Origin of the sequence: Geobacter benzoatilyticus, assembly GCF_017338855.1 — a bacterium.
Lineage (GTDB): Bacteria > Desulfobacterota > Desulfuromonadia > Geobacterales > Geobacteraceae > Geobacter > Geobacter benzoatilyticus.
Genome location: NZ_CP071382.1, coordinates 337,729 through 353,799, shown reverse-complemented (window position 1 = coordinate 353,799; position 16,071 = coordinate 337,729). Strand labels below are relative to the sequence as shown.

Below are 16,071 nucleotides of genomic sequence, written 5' to 3'. Positions count from 1 at the left end.
TCAGGAAACTTGTTTAATACTTTTCTCTGTGCCTCTGTGGCAAATGATTTTTTACTCTTTAAATAGACTCCAAGGAGTTCTTTCATGTCCCGCTTTTTCATAAACAGACCCATTTTTGCCTGGGTAATCGCCATCATGGTCATGCTGGCCGGCCTTCTGGCGATCAAGACCCTGCCGGTCTCCCAGTATCCGCCGATAGCACCGCCCCAGATCACCATCAATGCCATGTATCCCGGGGCTTCTGCCCAGACCGTGCAGGATACGGTCACCCAGGTGATCGAGCAGAAGCTGAACGGCATCGACAACCTGATCTACATGTCATCCAGCAGCGATTCGGCCGGGGCCGTTGCCATCAACTTGAACTTCAAGGCCGGCACCGACCCGAACATCGCCCAGGTGCAGGTGCAGAACAAGCTGCAGCTGGCAACCCCTCTTCTGCCACAGATCGTCCAGAAACAGGGAATTCAGGTGGTCAAGTCCACCAGGAACTTCCTGATAATCGTCGGCGTCGTGTCGGAAGACGGTTCCATGGACCGTCCGGCACTGACCGACTATCTGGTGTCCAACATCCAGGACATCGTCAGCCGGTTGGAGGGGGTGGGCGAGTTAACGGTCTTCGGCTCCCAGAACGCCATGAGGATCTGGGTGAACCCCGCCAAGCTGAACAACTTCCATCTTACCACCAACGACGTCATCGCAGCGGTACAGGCGCAGAACGCCCAGGTCTCCGCCGGCCAGTTCGGCGGTAACCCGGCGCCGCCGGGACAGCAGCTGAACGCCACCATTACCGCTCGTACCCTCCTCCAGACAACGGATCAGTTTGATGCCATCATCCTGCGCACCAACCCCGACGGTTCGACAGTTAAATTAGGGGATGTGGCCGAATGCAAAATCGGCACCGAGAACTATGACATCGAGGGGCGCTACAAGGGAAAACCGATGGGAGGGATGGCCATCCGTCTGGCATCCGGCGCCAATGCCCTTGACACGGCCGATCGGGTCAAGGCCAAGATGGCGGAGCTGTCCAGATACTTCCCCGCCGGTATGAAGGTGGTCTATCCCTATGACACCACTCCCTTCGTCAAGATATCCATAGAAGAGGTGGTCCAGACTCTCATTGAGGCAGTTTTCCTCGTCTTCGTCATTATGTTCCTCTTCCTGCAGAACATCCGGGCGACCCTGATCCCCACCATCGCCGTGCCGGTTGTTCTCCTGGGGACTATGGGGACGCTCTCTGCGGCCGGGTTTTCCATCAACACCCTGACCATGTTCGCCCTGGTAATCGTCATCGGTCTACTGGTTGACGACGCCATTGTCGTTGTCGAGAACGTGGAACGGATCATGACCGAGGAGGGGCTCTCCCCCCGTGATGCCACCATAAAGTCAATGGGACAGATCACCAGCGCCCTCTGGGGTATCGCCACCGTCCTTTCGGCGGTCTTCCTCCCCATGGCCTTCTTTGGCGGCTCCACCGGCGTCATCTACCGCCAGTTCTCCATCACCATCATCTCCGCCATGATCCTTTCCGTGCTTACGGCCCAGATACTGACGCCGGCCCTCTGTTCCACCCTGCTCAAGCCGGTCGAAAAAGGGCACCATGCCGGGGAATCGGGCTGGTTTGCCAGGTTCTTCCGCTATTTCAACAGAGGATTCGAGTTCTGCCGCGGCAAATATGAGGGGATCGTCGGCCGCTCGTTCGGCAAGCCGGTGCGCTACCTGGTGGTCTATGGCGCCATCGTCGCCGCCATGGCCTTCTTCTTCCTGCATCTTCCGACAGCATTCCTCCCCGACGAGGACCAGGGGTTCATCGTCTGCCAGATCCAGCTCCCTGCCGGCGCCACCCAAGAGCGGACCATCAAGGTGATCGAACAACTGGAGCATCATTTCCTCGAAAACGAGAAGAAGGCGGTGGAGACGATCATCACCGTCGCCGGCTTCAGTTTTGCCGGCCGTGGCCAGAACATGGGACTGGCCTTTGTCCGGCTCAAGGACTGGAAGCTGCGGCAGACCCCGGATCTGAAGGCGGATGCCGTGGCGAAGCGGGCCATGGGGGCCTTCTCTCATATCAAAGACGGCATGGCGTTCGCCTTTTCCCCTCCGGCGGTGGTGGAGTTGGGGCAGGCCAACGGCTTCGACTTCCAACTTCAGGACCGTGGCGGACTGGGGCATGAAAAGTTGATGGAGGCGCGCAACCAGATGCTGGGAATGGCCATGAAAAATCCCAAGCTGATGGCGGTGCGCCCCAACGGACAGGATGACTCTCCGCAATTCAAGCTGGATATCGACGACGTGCGGGCCGGCGCCCTCGGGATATCCCAAGCGAGTATCAACGACGTTCTCTCCACCGCATGGGGAAGTCTGTACGTCAATGACTTCATCCAGAACGGCCGGGTGAAGAAGGTCTATCTCCAGTCTGAACCAAAGTCCAGGATGCTGCCGGAGGATATCAACACCTGGTACGTCAGCAACAGGAACGGCGAGATGGTGCCCTTCTCGGCGTTCGCCACCGCTCACTGGCAGTACGGCTCGCCCCGCCTGGAACGTTACAACGGCATCCCGTCCGCGGAGATCATGGGACAGGCGGCGCCGGGCGTAAGTACCGGCGAGGCTATGGCCGAGATGGAGAAGATGGCGGCCCAGCTGCCACCCGGGATCGGCTACGAATGGACCGGACTTTCCTATGAGGAAAAACAGGCCGGAAAGCAGGCACCGGCCCTCTACGCCATTTCACTCCTGGTGGTATTCCTCTCGGTGGCCGCCCTCTACGAGAGCTGGACCATTCCCTTCGTCAACCTGTTGATGCTCCCTCTCGGTCTGGTGGGGGCAGTGACGGCAGTGAAGCTGCGCATGCTTCCCAACGACGTCTATCTCCAGATAGGTCTCCTCACAACCGTGGGACTTTCCACCAAGAACGCCATCCTGATTATCCAGTTCATCAAGGATCAGATGCATCAGGGGCACGAACTGGTGGATGCCACTCTGGCAGCGGTGAAGATCCGGCTTCGTCCGGTCATTATGACCTCGCTGGCTTTCTTCTTCGGAACCCTGCCGCTGGCCCTCACCAAAGGGGCCGGAGCGGCCGCCCAGAACGCCATCGGCACTGCCGTCACCGGAGGTCTGTTGTCGGCCACCTTCATCGACCTGATCTTCATTCCGTTCTTCTTCGTGATGGTGTCGAAACTGTTCGCCAGGAAAAAGCAGACCGCGCAGTCGGACGCTGCACCGACTTCGGAGGTGAATTGAGATGAGAATCTCCAGTGTTTCAATTTTATTTATCGCTTTTGCAGCTTTGGCCGGCTGCACCATGGCCCCCAAATACACACGCCCCGCCGCGCCGGTTCCTGCCGCATGGCCGGAAGGCGAGGCGTACAAACAGACGGCGGCCACGGATAACAAGCCCCTTGCCGATATCCCGTGGCAAGATTTCTTCGTGGATGAAAATCTGCGGAAGCTGATCGCCCTTGCCCTGGAGAACAATCGGGATTTGCGGGTGGCTGCCCTCAACATCGAACGCTCCCGTGCCCAGTACCGGATCCGGCGCTCGGACCTCTTCCCGAAGGTTGATGCCACTGCCGACGGCAGCGTCCAGAGGATTTCCGATGATCTCTCCACCACCGGCCGGGGGGATACCGTTGACCAGTACAGCGTCGGCCTCGGGGTCAGCTCCTACGAGCTGGACCTCTTCGGCCGGGTGCGGAGCCTCAAGGACCAGGCCCTGGAGCAGTACCTGGCAACGGAGCAGGCCCGCCGCAGCGTGCAAATCAGCCTGGTTGCCGAGGTTGCCGCCAACTACCTGACCCTGGCCGCCGATCGCGAACGGCTCAAGCTTGCCCGGGAGACCCTGGAGAGCCAGCAGTCCTCCTATAATCTCACCAAGAACCGCTTCGATGCCGGGGTCTCCTCAGCCCTAGATCTGCACCAGGCCCGCACCAGCGTGGAATCGGCACGGGTGGACATCGCCCGCTACACCACCCTCGTGGCCCAGGATGAAAATGCCCTGAACCTGGTCGTGGGTGCGCCGGTGCCTGCCGGTCTCCGGCCTTCGGCCCTCACAGAGACGCTTACCGCCATGAAGGACTTCACCACGGGGCTTCCGTCCGACGTGCTTCTCCAGCGCCCCGACATCCTGCAGGCGGAGAATCTGCTCAAGGGGGCCAATGCCAACATCGGGGCCGCCAGGGCCAACTTCTTCCCCCGCATTACCCTGATTTCCAGTGTCGGCTTCGGCAGTAACGAGCTGTCGGGGCTCTTCACGGGGGATTCATTCACCTGGAGCTTCGCGCCGCGCATCACTCTGCCGATCTTTACCGCAGGAGAGAACCAGGCCAACCTGGACGTTGCACAGACCGATCGCGACATTGCCGTAGCCCAGTACGAAAAGACGATCCAGACCGCCTTCCGGGAGGTGGCCGATGCCCTGGCCCAGCGGGGGACCATCGACGACCAGCTGTCTGCCCAGCAGGCGTTCACCGATGCCACCGCCGAGACCCATAACCTTTCCCAGTTGCGCTATGAAAGGGGCGTTGACAACTACCTCCAGGTTCTCGATGCGCAGCGAGCCCTTTACGGCGCCCAGCAGAACCTGATCGGCGTCCGTCTTGTCCGCCTCCTCAACCAGGCGACCATCTACAAGGTGCTGGGGGGGGGAAGCAAATAAGCCGGGAACCGGCAGTTGCGGAATGCCCGCAGAGCAAAGCGGAGTGTCGTCCGTCACATTTTCAGGTATAAATAAATAGGGGGGAACCAGTCCATGGAACCAAGTGAACTCCGGTTTAAAGATTCGGCGGTAGCACGTGCGTACATCAGCAATCTGGCATATAAATTCGATGAGCCTGAGCATATGGTCGAGTTCCTCCATGCCTGCGACATTGCCCAGGCCGCATTAACCCACTGGCTGTTCCATGAATGCTTGTATTATCGTTTGCAGCGCACCCTTAAAATGAAAGAAACGCACCCTGAAATGAACCTTCAGGCCGAGATGGAGGATGTCTGGAATAAGTACAGCCAGGCCTCGGAAGAGTTTCAGCTTGCAAAGGAAAGACTCCAGAGGATTGTCGGCAAGCTGGATCTTTATCATTTTTGACTTTCTGCCGGCGGTGCTCATGGGGAATCGTCATGGAGAGAGGGGCTCTGCCGATGCAGAGTCTCTCTCCGCCGTTTAAATACCTGAGGGATTGCCGGGACAGCCCGGAGGAGTGTGCTAAACTTTTCTGGACTAATTCCCGAGGAGGAACTTGCCGATGATCTGTTTCCTGCGGTCGATGCGTACGGCGTTTCTGGCGGCAGTCACTCTACTCTCGGTTCCCGCCGTCCTTTCAGCCTTTCCCCATAAGTCCCTTTCCATCAGTTCCGGGGACATAACCGGTTCAAACTATGTTGCATCCAGCGCCGTAGCAAAGATATTCAACCGCCGGAGCACCGATTACGGCATGCGGCTTTTGAGTGTGCCGTCCCAGGGGTCCGTGGCCAATGTGGAGAGCGTGTTCGGGGGGCAAGCCGCCTTCGGGATAGCCCAGACGGAACTGTTGCAGCAGGCGGCTGCGGGGCGCGGCCCATGGGAGGGAAAAGCCCTGGGCAACCTGCGTGCCGTCCTGAATCTTCCCGTGGAGGCCGTGACGATTGTCGCGGCGGCAGACGCCGGAATCAGCAGGGTCAGCGATCTCGGGGGGAAGCGGGTCAACATCGGAGCCGCCGGTTCCATCGACAATGCTTATGCGACAAATCTTCTCTTATTATCCGGTTTGAACCCCGCGGACGTTTCCCTTTCGGAGCATCCCGCCGCCCTCGCCTCGGAACTGCTCCAAAAAAGTGAGATCGACGCCTACATCTACACGGTGTGCCATCCGAACCTCTCGGTGCTGGAGGCAAGCGCCGGTCCACGCAAAGTGCTGCTCGTTCCCATCGACAAGCCCCTTATAGAACTGGTTACGGCGGCAAACCCCCTGCTGCTGCCGGCAGTGGTTCCTACCGACTTCTATTCGGGGCTGGAGCGCCGGGGAGTAGTGCCGTCCATAGGTGTTCGCTCGGTTTTGTTCACCCGTGTCGACATGGCGGAGGAAACAGTTTTCCGCCTCGTACGGGAGATCATGACCAACTTTGATCTTTTCCGGCGCCAGCATCCGGCCCTGCAAAGCCTTACTCCCCGTGAGGCTGCCGAGGCAACGGTCATCCCCACCCATCCGGGAGCCGCCCGCTATTTCCGCCAAGCGGGCCTTGTGCCTTGACGGCCTGCTCCGGTTGTGCCGCGCCAAACCGTAATTCCCGGAGGAAACGATGATGCGGCTTCTCGCGCTGATTTTCCTGCTGGGCTGCTTCTGCCCGGCCCATAATGCCGGGGCGGAGCCACAGCCCTATTTCTATCCGTTCGTCAACCCCTATGAGGCAACCGTCATGGAGTTGCCCAAAGCTTTTGAAGCAAAACTGCCGGAAGAAATTCCTGCCAGGGAGTTTACCCTGCGGGTATTCCCGAAACGTGAGATACCCGGGGTTTTCTGGTACGAAAACGGGCTGGTTTGCAGCATTGCCCGTCAGAATCACAGGGCTCCGCTCATCTTCGTCATTGCCGGTACCGGCGCGAACCACGACACGCCACGCATGAAGAAGCTCCAGAAGGCCTTCTACCAGGGGGGATTCCACGTCATTTCCATAACCTCGCCGACCCATATGGATTTTGTGGTCAATGCATCTGCCGGGCTTCCCGGTGATTCCCTGGACGATGCCAACGATCTCTACCGGGTCATGAAGCTTGCCTACGAGAAGGTGCGGGACAAGATCGACGTGTCGGGCTTCGCTCTCACCGGCTACAGTCTCGGCGCCTTCAATGCGGCGTTCGTCGCCAAGCTCGACGAGGAGGAAAAGCGCTTCAATTTCAGCAAGGTGCTCCTCATTAATCCGCCGGTCAGCCTCTATGATTCCGTTTCAGCTCTGGATCAGTTGCTGGTGGATAACGTTCCCGGCGGCATGGGGAAGTTCGATCCGTGGTTCCGCAGCGTCTTTGCCGAATTCGCGTCCGTCACCAAAGGGATGGAACCGGGGGGGCTCAGCGGAGAGTTCCTGTACAACACCTACAAGCGGCTCCCTCCCAGCGAGGAGAAACTCGCCGCTCTCATCGGTCTTACCTTCCGCATGAGCGCCGCCAACATGATTTTTACGGCCGACGTCATGAACGGCGGCGGCTACATAATCCCGAAAAATGCGAAACTGACCGCCACGACATCCCTTACCCGCTACGCCATCGTCTCTTTCAATACCAGGTTCATCGACTATTTCAACGAATGGTTCTTACCCAGCATTCAGGCGAAGGAGCCGGGCCTGACCCGCCAAGCCCTCCTGGAGCGCATGAGCCTGCGCAGCATTGAGCCATACCTGAAAAGCGCGGGCAAGATAGGCCTGGTCCACAACGAGGACGACATCATCCTGGCGCCCGGCGATATCGGCTACCTGCAGGAGGTGTTCGGCGATCGGGCGCGGATATTTCCCACCGGCGGGCACATGGGAAACATGTTCCATCCCGATGTGGTCACTGCCATGATCGGTTTCCTGACCGGAAAGGAGGACGGCCATGGGAATAATCCATGAACGGCGCTCGTTAGCGATGATTACTCTGCCGGCCCTGCTTTTTCTGTGCGGATGCAGCACCCTTCCCGAAGTCGCTCCCGGCACCCCCCCTCCCAAGCGTACGTTTGAATCGACAGTGAAGGGGGACAAGCCCCAGATGCTCGACGTGAGCGATTCCATGGAGGGGTTCAACCGCGGGACCTATCGCTACAACTACTATTTTGACGAGTACTTCATGCGCCCGGTAGTCCGGACGTACGAATTCATCATGCCGGACTATGCCGAGGACCGGGTGTCCGGGGCCATCGACAACATCGGCGATGTCGGCAACTTCACCAATAACCTGTTGCAGCTCAAATTCAAGGCTGCCGGCATCACCCTCGGTCGCGTCCTGGTCAACTCAACGGCCGGAGTCGCCGGACTATGGGACCCCGCAAGCAAGTGGGGGCTCGAACGCCATCCCGAGGATTTCGGCCAGACCCTCGGCCATTACGGGGCGGGCAACGGCTCGTACATCGTACTTCCGATTCTGGGGCCGTCCAATGTCCGGGATACTGCCGGGCTCGTTGCCGGCACGGCAGCCTTCAACCTGGTCGGCCCCGCCGCCTGGGTCAACGACTCCGCCATAAACACGGCCTATACCGCAACGTCCTCCGTGGACAAGCGGCACAGGATACCCTTCCGCTATCGCCAGACCGGCTCTCCGTTCGAGTATGATCTGCTGCGGATGCTTTACACCATGCAACGGGAGAACGACGTGGCCAATTGAGGAAGAGAGGGGACGCCGTCGCCGATGCCTGACGGCAGAGTTCTCCGCAACTCTGCCGCTCATTACCGACCGGATGAAGCACGGCGGTAGGGTGGAATCGATTATGCCGGACCACACAGGATCGACCAGGGAACGGAATCCTCTCGCACGTTCGGCGGACGGGACGCTCCATCTGCGGCTGGAAGGCGACTGGCTGGCGGGGAGCCTGCCCCTGTCGCCTGGGGCGGTGGAGGATGAACTTGCTGCTGCCACCGCGGCCCGGTTCCTGTTCGAGACCGGTGAACTGGGACGCTGGGACAGCGGCCTCATTACCTTCCTGATCAGGGTGAAGGCGCTCTGCGACGGGCGGGGGGTGGCCTTCGACGGCGGGAATCTCCCCGAGGGGGCCCGGCGGCTTCTCTCCTTGGCCACGGCAGTTCCCGAGCGGCCCCCGGCCCATGGGGGTAGCCGTCCGCCGTTTCTGGAGCGAATCGCCGACCGCGCCATCGGCGCGTGGAAGGGCATGGTAGAGATGAGTGCGTTTCTCGGCGAGGTCACGGTCGCCTGCGGCCGTCTCCTGACCGGCCGGGCCCGTTTCCGTCGTTCGGAGCTTCTGGCGGTCATGCAGGAGTGCGGAGCCCAGGCCCTTCCCATTGTCTCCCTCATCAGCTTTCTGGTGGGGCTGATCCTGGCCTTCGTGGGGGCGGTGCAGCTCTCCATGTTCGGTGCTCAGATTTACGTGGCGAGCCTTGTGGGGATCGGGATTGTCCGGATCATGGGGGCCATCATGGCCGGCATCATCATGGCGGGGCGCACCGGCGCCGCCTTTGCCGCCCGGCTTGGGACCATGCAGGTGAACGAGGAGATCGATGCCCTGGCCACCCTCGGCATCTCGCCGGTGGAATTCCTCGTTCTCCCAAGGGTTGTGGCGCTGGTTCTCATGATGCCGCTGCTGTGTCTCTACGCCGACCTCATGGGAATCCTGGGAGGGCTCGCCGTCGGCGTCCTCATGCTCGATCTGAATGTGACGGAATACATCACCATGACGAAAAAGGCGGTGCGGCTCAAGGACTTCTGGGTCGGCCTCTTCCATAGCGGCGTATTCGGCGTGCTGGTGGCCCTGGCGGGGTGCCTGCGAGGAATCCAGTGCGGGCGGAGCGCCTCGTCCGTGGGGGATGCCGCCACCTCGGCGGTGGTCACCGGCATCGTCAGCATCGTCGTGGCCACGGCGGTCATCACGGTCATCTGCAACATCCTGGGGATATGAGCCATGACAGCCTCTGCCGAACCTTCACATCCGGCCATCGGGGTCGACAACCTGACCATGGCCTACGGTGACCGGGTTATCCAGCGGGATCTCACCTTTACCGTCAACCGGGGTGACATCTTCATTATCATGGGGGGGAGCGGCTGCGGCAAGAGCACGCTGCTGCGGCATCTGATCGGACTCCAGCAGCCGGCCCTGGGCCGGATTACCTATGACGGGACCGATTTCTGGGATCTGCCGCCCGACGAGCGGCAGCTGGTCATGCGCCGCTTCGGGATCCTCTACCAGAGCGGTGCCCTCTGGAGTTCCATGACCCTGGCGGAGAACGTGGCCCTGCCCTTGGAGGAGTACACAGCTTTCTCCCGGGCGGAGATTGCGGACCTGGTCTCCTTCAAGCTGGCCCTGGTGGGATTGGCCGGTTTCGAAGAGTACTACCCCAGCGAGATCAGCGGCGGTATGAAGAAGCGGGCCGGGCTGGCCCGGGCCATGGCCCTCGACCCCGATATCCTCTTTTTCGACGAGCCATCGGCCGGGCTCGACCCCATCAGCTCCCGACTGCTGGACGACCTGATCATGGAGCTTCGGGACAGCCTCAGCGCCACGGTTGTGGTCGTCACCCACGAGTTGCCGAGCATCTTCGCCATCGGCACCAATTCGGTCTTTCTCGACGCCGAGGCAAAGACCATGATTGCGGATGGCGACCCCAAACGGCTCCTGGCGGAGTCAGGCGACCCCCGGATCCGGAGTTTCCTGACCAGAGGCGCGGCGGAGCTCGCCGGGACAGGATTGAAGGGAGATTCGGCTCCATGAGTATCAAGGCCAGCAAGGCGCTCATCGGCGCGTTCGTCCTGGGGGGCATCTGCCTGGTGGTGGCAGGGGTTGCGGTCTTCGGCTCGGGCAAGCTTTTTTCCTCCACGAAGAAATTCGTCATGTACTTCGACGGCTCCGTCAAGGGACTCTCAGTGGGCGCCCCTGTGGTTTTCCGGGGGGTAAAGGTCGGCTCTGTGGTTGATATCGTCCTCCAGGGAAACCTGCATGACATGACGTTCAAGGTGCCGGTCGTGGCGGAAATCGAAGTGGACAGGTTCAACATGACGGACGGGACGGCCGATTCCACCAATTACTACAAGCCCCTCATCGACCGGGGGCTGAGGGCCCAGTTACAGGCCCAGAGTCTTCTTACGGGGCAGCTTATGGTGGATTTCGATTTTCACCCCGACAAGCTGGCCCGTTTCGTCTCCGATGACACCGGTTACCCCCAGATTCCCACCATCCCGTCCACCGCCGAGGACCTTACCCGAAGGATCGGGGAACTCCCTCTCCGGCAGCTCGTGGAAAGGGCGAACGCTGTGGTGGGAGGACTGGAGCGGCTGCTCAACTCCCCCCATATGCAGGAGACTCCCCGCTCCCTGAACCTGGCGGCCGCCGACATGAGGACGCTTCTCAAGAGTATCGACCGGGAGGTGGCGCTCCTGTCCGCCGATGCCCGGGGGGCCATCGGCGCGGCCACCTCCACCATCAGGCATGCCGACCGGGTGCTGGCCTTCGAGGAAGGGGCACCGGCCGAAACGATGAAAAACCTCAACGAGACGCTGGCCCAGGCACGGACGTCGCTGCGCACATTAGACGAGACCCTCGATGCGGTCCGTAGCGCCGCATCGGACGAGCGTTCCCTCTACCAGCTCCGGCACGCGCTCAAAGACATGGGGGAGGCATCCCGTTCCCTCGGTGCTCTGGTCGATTATCTGGACCGTCACCCCGAGGCCCTGCTCCGGGGGAAAACCACTGTCGAGGAGAAGTGAAGATGATGCTTCGTTCTGCGGCATGCTGCGCTCTTTTTGTCTATGCAGCCATCTATTGTGCCGCCTGCGGGAGTACGCCGCCGGCACGCTTCTATACCCTTTCCTCCCTTGCCAGCTCCGGCGGCAGGGGGCGTCCCTCCGTCGGCCAGCCGAGTAAGGTCCTCGGTATCGGCCCTGTCACCCTGGCCGGCTACCTGTACCACCCCGGCATCACCACCCGGAGCGGGCCGAATACTGTAAGCCGCGCGGAACTCGACCGTTGGGGCAGTCCACTCGGCGACGAGGTGACCCGGGTGTTCGTGGAGAACATGGGGGAACTGTTGCCCCACGGCAGGTACGTGGTCCTGCCGTGGCTGGAGGCTTCAGCCCTGGATTGCCGAGTCCAGCTCACCATCACCCGTTTCGACGGCCCAACCGAGGGGCCGGTGGTGTTGAATGCCTCCTGGGTACTCTTCGGCGGGGGACCGAACACCGTACGTGCATCTGGGGAAGCCTCGATCACCGAGCCGCTACGGGGATCGGGCTATGGGGCCACTGCCGATGCCATGAGCCGCGCCCTTGCCGGCCTGAGCCGGCGGATTGCCATGGAAATCGGAACCGTTGCCGATGCTGTGGGGAAGTGACCGAGGCGATCGGAGAAGCCCGGTACTACCTGAAATGTGAAAGGAGATGCCGTGAAACCAGCCAGAATAGCTCTCTATGTAATCGTCGCTCTGTTCGCCGTAATGATTGCCCTGTATGTGTTAACCAGAGAGCCGCACCCCGATTGGCCCATCAACCTGATTCACCTCCTGCTCAGGCATTGAGCCTCCCGGCTTCCTGGAGCAGAGAAAGGAGTTTCTCATGGCTGGCCAATGGGGAAAATGGCTGATCCGGATTTCCGGGGTGCTGGCGCTGACGGTTCTGGGTGTTGTCGCATGGCAGAAGTTCGGCGGGAGCGATAAGGACAAGGGGCTGGTCAGCGGCAACGGCCGCATCGAGGCCGTGGAGATCGACGTGGCCGCCAAGACTGCCGGCCGGGTCGGGGAGATACTGGTGAGCGAGGGGGATTTCGTTACCGCCGGTCAGGTGGTGGCGGTCATGGACACGGAAGTCCTCGAAGCCCAGCTCCGGGAGGCCGAGGCGTACTACCGCCAGATGCAGACCTCCATCGCCACGGAGCGCAGTCAACTGGCCCAGCGGGAAAGCGAGAAAGCGGTGGCGGTGGCGGCGGTCAGGCAGCGGGAGGCGGAGCTCGTCAATGCCCGCAAACGGTGGGAGCGTTCGTCTGAGCTTGCAGCAAAAGGAGCCATGTCCCAGCAGGAAACCGATGATGACTATACGGGATTCCAAAGCGCCGTAGCCGCCGTAAGTTCGGCCCGGGCCCAGGTTGCCGCCGCCGAGGCTGCCATTGCAACGGCCCGCACCCGGGTGATGGGGGCGGGATCCATGGTCGACGCCGCCCGAGCCACCATTGAGCGGATCCAGGCGGATATCAGGGATAGCGCCCTCAAGGCCCCCCGTGATGGCCGGGTCCAGTATAAGGTCGCCCAGTTGGGCGAGGTGGTAGGCGCCGGCGGACGGGTTCTCAGCCTTGTCGATTTGAGCGATGTTTACATGACGTTTTTCCTGCCTACTGCTGCGGCAGGGAAGGTTGCGCTCGGAACCGAGGTGCGGCTGGTACTGGATGCCGCTCCCGGCTATGTGATTCCCGCCAGGGTGTCGTTCATTTCCGACGTGGCCCAGTTTACCCCCAAGACCGTGGAGACGGCCAACGAACGGGAGAAACTGATGTTCCGCGTCCGGGCCCAGATCCCCGTGGAACTCCTCAAAAAGCACATCACCCGGGTTAAGACCGGGCTTCCCGGCATGGCCTACGTGCGGCTCGATGCCGCTACTCCATGGCCGGAACGCCTGGCAACAGGGCTCGTGCAATGAACGCGCGGGAGCCGGCAGCCGCCGCCCCCCGCCCCGTGGTTCGGTTGACGGGGGTTGGCCTCCGCTACGGCAAGACCCCGGCGCTTGAGGATATCTACCTAGATATCCCCGCCGGCTGCATGGTCGGGTTCATCGGTCCCGACGGGGTGGGAAAATCGAGTCTTTTTTCGCTCATTGCTGGCTCCCGGGCGATCCGGTTCGGTGTCGTGGAGGTGCTCGGGGGAAGCATGGCCGACCGCGGCCACCGGCGCACAGTCTGCCCCCGGGTGGCCTTCATGCCCCAGGGGCTCGGCAGGAATCTCTATCCTACCCTGTCGGTCTTCGAGAATGCCGATTTCTTCGCCCGCCTTTTCGGCCACGGCCGCCGGGAGCGGGAGCGCCGCATCTTTGAGCTGTTGCGGGCAACGGGCCTTGAGCCTTTTTCCGACCGGCCGGCGGGCAAGCTGTCCGGCGGCATGAAGCAGAAGCTGGGTCTGTGCTGCGCCCTGATTCACGACCCTGATCTTCTGGTCCTGGACGAGCCCACCACCGGCGTCGATCCCCTGTCGCGCCGCCAATTCTGGGAGCTCATCGACCGCATCCGCGCCAAACGGCCAAGGATGAGCGTGCTGGTGGCCACCGCCTACATGGAAGAGGCGGCCCGTTTCGACTGGCTGGTGGCTATGAACGCCGGCCGGGTCCTGGCCACTGGCTCTCCGCCCGAACTCCTGGCCCAGACCGGCACCGCCACCCTGGAGGAGGCGTTCATAGCCCTTCTTCCCCCCTCCCAGCGGGAAGGCTATCGGCCTGTAGTGATTCCCCCCCGGGAGGTGGGTGTTTCCGCCGAGGCAGCCATCGAGGCCCACGACCTCACCATGCGCTTCGGCGAGTTCACAGCCGTCGACCACGTGAGCTTCCGTATCGGGCGGGGGGAGATCTTCGGCTTTCTCGGCTCCAACGGCTGCGGCAAGACCACCACCATGAAGATGCTGACCGGTCTCCTGCCGGCCAGCGAAGGGGAGGCGTGGCTCTTCGGCCGCCCCGTGGACCCTCATGACATCGATACCCGCCGGCGGGTCGGCTACATGACCCAGTCTTTCTCCCTCTACGGCGAGCTGACGGTGTGGCAGAACCTGGTGCTCCACGCCCGTCTCTTCAGGCTGCCGGAAGAAGGTATCCCGGCCCGGGTGAAGGAGATGTCGGAGCGATTCGGGCTGACGGAGGTGATGGAGAGCCTCCCCGATGCCCTGCCCCTGGGGCGGCGCCAGCGTCTTTCCCTGGCGGTGGCCATGATCCACGGCCCGGAGATGCTGATCTTGGATGAGCCTACCTCGGGGGTCGATCCGGTGGCCCGCGACGGTTTCTGGCAGATCATGGTCGACTTGGCGCGGCGGGACGGGGTCACCATCTTCATCTCCACCCACTTTATGAACGAGGCCGAGCGTTGCGACCGGATCTCGCTGATGCACGCGGGGCGGGTGCTGGTGAGCGACGCGCCGGCGGCCCTGATCGAAAAGCGGGGGGTGGAGACGCTGGAGGAGGCGTTCATCGGCTACCTGGAGGAGGCGGCCGGAGAAGTACCTGAAGGCCTGCCGGAAACGGCCGGCGAGACGGCTGCTGCTGTCGCACCGGTGGGGGCGCCGGCGGTACCCGCCGTGGATGCAGACAGCGGTTTCTTCAGCCTGCGCCGCTTGTTCAGCTACACCCGGCGGGAGGCCCTGGAGTTGCTCCGGGACCCGATCCGCCTGACACTGGCGCTCTTGGGGAGCGCAATCCTCATGTTCGTCATGGGATACGGCATCAGCCTGGACGTGGAAGACCTCTCCTTCGCGGTCCTCGACCGGGACCAGACCACCCTTAGCCGCGACTATGCCCTGAACCTCGCCGGTTCCCGCTACTTCAGCGAGCGCCCCCCCATCACCGATTACGCCGATCTGGACCGGCGCATGCGGGCCGGCGAGATCAGCCTGGCCATAGAGATTCCCCCCGGCTTCGGCCGCGACCTGCTCCGGGGGACTCCGGTGGCCGTGGGGGCTTGGATCGACGGCGCCATGCCCACCCGCGCCGAGACTGTGCGCGGCTATGTGCAGGGGATGCACGCGCAGTGGCTGTCGGCCCTGGCGCGGCAGCATACGGTGGGCTCCTCTGCGGCCGGGGCGGCCACCATCGAAACCCGCTTCCGCTACAACCCCGATGTGAAAAGCCTGCCGGCCATGGTGCCGGCAGTCATTCCGCTGCTGCTCATGATGATTCCGGCCATGCTGACCGCCCTGTCCGTGGTGCGGGAAAAGGAACTGGGCTCCATCGTGAACCTCTATGTCACCCCGGTCACCCGGCTGGAGTTCCTTCTCGGCAAGCAGATCCCCTACGTGGCCCTGGCCATGCTCAACTTCCTCCTCCTGACCGTCCTGGCCGTCTTCGTGTTCCGGGTCCCTCTCAAAGGGAGTTTCCCCGCCCTTGCTGTGGCCGCGCTCCTCTACGTGGTCGCAGCCACCGCCCTGGGGCTGGTGATCTCCACCTTCATGCGGAGCCAGATCGCCGCACTTTTCGGTACGGCGCTCCTGACCCTCCTGCCGGCGGTCCAGTTCTCCGGCATGATCGATCCGGTCTCCTCTCTGGAGGGGGCTGGGGCCGTGATCGGCAAGGCATATCCCACCACCCATTTCCTGACCATCGCCCGGGGTACCTTTTCCAAGGGGCTCGATTTCTCCGATCTCCACGCTTCGTTCCTCTCCCTGGCACTGGCCGTCCCCATCCTGATCGGGCTGGGGGGAGCGCTGCTCAGGAAACAGGAGCACTGA

Annotated in this window: 13 protein-coding genes; all 13 read left to right on the top strand. The window is 62.0% G+C overall.

Going from position 1 to position 16,071, the window contains the following annotated elements; genetic code table 11:
- Nucleotides 1-84 precede the first annotated feature (84 nt).
- The 13 genes from JZM60_RS01550 to rbbA all read left to right on the top strand — a co-directional run bounded on the left by JZM60_RS01550 (nucleotide 85) and on the right by rbbA (nucleotide 16,071).
- On the top strand, nucleotides 85-3,243 hold the full coding sequence (locus tag JZM60_RS01550; RefSeq protein WP_207163797.1) for an efflux RND transporter permease subunit: 3,159 nt from the start codon (nucleotides 85-87) through the stop codon (nucleotides 3,241-3,243).
- Nucleotide 3,244: 1 nt separating this feature from the next.
- Nucleotides 3,245-4,657: an AdeC/AdeK/OprM family multidrug efflux complex outer membrane factor gene (gene adeC, locus JZM60_RS01545; RefSeq protein WP_207163796.1), complete on the top strand. Its 1,413-nt coding sequence runs from the start codon at nucleotides 3,245-3,247 to the stop codon at nucleotides 4,655-4,657.
- Nucleotides 4,658-4,750: 93 nt separating this feature from the next.
- The gene (locus JZM60_RS01540) at nucleotides 4,751-5,083 is read left to right on the top strand and encodes a hypothetical protein (protein WP_207163795.1); all 333 of its coding nucleotides are present in this window, start codon (nucleotides 4,751-4,753) and stop codon (nucleotides 5,081-5,083) included.
- Between the two features lie 157 nt (nucleotides 5,084-5,240).
- Complete coding sequence (locus JZM60_RS01535) at nucleotides 5,241-6,224, top strand: TAXI family TRAP transporter solute-binding subunit (protein ID WP_207163794.1); 984 nt, start codon at nucleotides 5,241-5,243, stop codon at nucleotides 6,222-6,224.
- Nucleotides 6,225-6,273: 49 nt separating this feature from the next.
- The gene (locus tag JZM60_RS01530) at nucleotides 6,274-7,578 is read left to right on the top strand and encodes an alpha/beta hydrolase (RefSeq protein ID WP_207163793.1); all 1,305 of its coding nucleotides are present in this window, start codon (nucleotides 6,274-6,276) and stop codon (nucleotides 7,576-7,578) included.
- A complete protein-coding gene (locus JZM60_RS01525) occupies nucleotides 7,562-8,326 on the top strand; it encodes an MlaA family lipoprotein (protein ID WP_207163792.1) in 765 nt (254 codons plus the stop codon). The genes JZM60_RS01530 and JZM60_RS01525 overlap by 17 nt, the downstream gene beginning before the upstream one ends.
- Nucleotides 8,327-8,429: 103 nt before the next feature.
- Nucleotides 8,430-9,572, top strand: coding sequence for an MlaE family ABC transporter permease (locus JZM60_RS01520; RefSeq protein WP_207163791.1), 1,143 nt, complete (start codon nucleotides 8,430-8,432; stop codon nucleotides 9,570-9,572).
- Nucleotides 9,573-9,575: 3 nt separating this feature from the next.
- A complete protein-coding gene (locus JZM60_RS01515) occupies nucleotides 9,576-10,382 on the top strand; it encodes an ABC transporter ATP-binding protein (protein WP_207163790.1) in 807 nt (268 codons plus the stop codon).
- Nucleotides 10,379-11,374: an MlaD family protein gene (locus JZM60_RS01510; protein ID WP_207163789.1), complete on the top strand. Its 996-nt coding sequence runs from the start codon at nucleotides 10,379-10,381 to the stop codon at nucleotides 11,372-11,374. Before JZM60_RS01515 ends, JZM60_RS01510 begins: the two co-directional genes overlap by 4 nt.
- Before the next feature lie 2 nt (nucleotides 11,375-11,376).
- On the top strand, nucleotides 11,377-11,997 hold the full coding sequence (locus tag JZM60_RS01505) for a PqiC family protein (protein ID WP_207163788.1): 621 nt from the start codon (nucleotides 11,377-11,379) through the stop codon (nucleotides 11,995-11,997).
- Nucleotides 11,998-12,048: 51 nt separating this feature from the next.
- Nucleotides 12,049-12,180: a hypothetical protein gene (locus tag JZM60_RS16820; protein WP_277603776.1), complete on the top strand. Its 132-nt coding sequence runs from the start codon at nucleotides 12,049-12,051 to the stop codon at nucleotides 12,178-12,180.
- Nucleotides 12,181-12,217: 37 nt separating this feature from the next.
- Nucleotides 12,218-13,291 carry an HlyD family secretion protein gene (locus JZM60_RS01500; RefSeq protein ID WP_207163787.1) on the top strand — a complete coding sequence of 358 codons (1,074 nt, stop codon included), beginning with the start codon at nucleotides 12,218-12,220 and terminating at the stop codon, nucleotides 13,289-13,291.
- The gene (gene rbbA, locus JZM60_RS01495) at nucleotides 13,255-16,071 is read left to right on the top strand and encodes a ribosome-associated ATPase/putative transporter RbbA (protein ID WP_277603775.1); all 2,817 of its coding nucleotides are present in this window, start codon (nucleotides 13,255-13,257) and stop codon (nucleotides 16,069-16,071) included. The genes JZM60_RS01500 and rbbA overlap by 37 nt, the downstream gene beginning before the upstream one ends.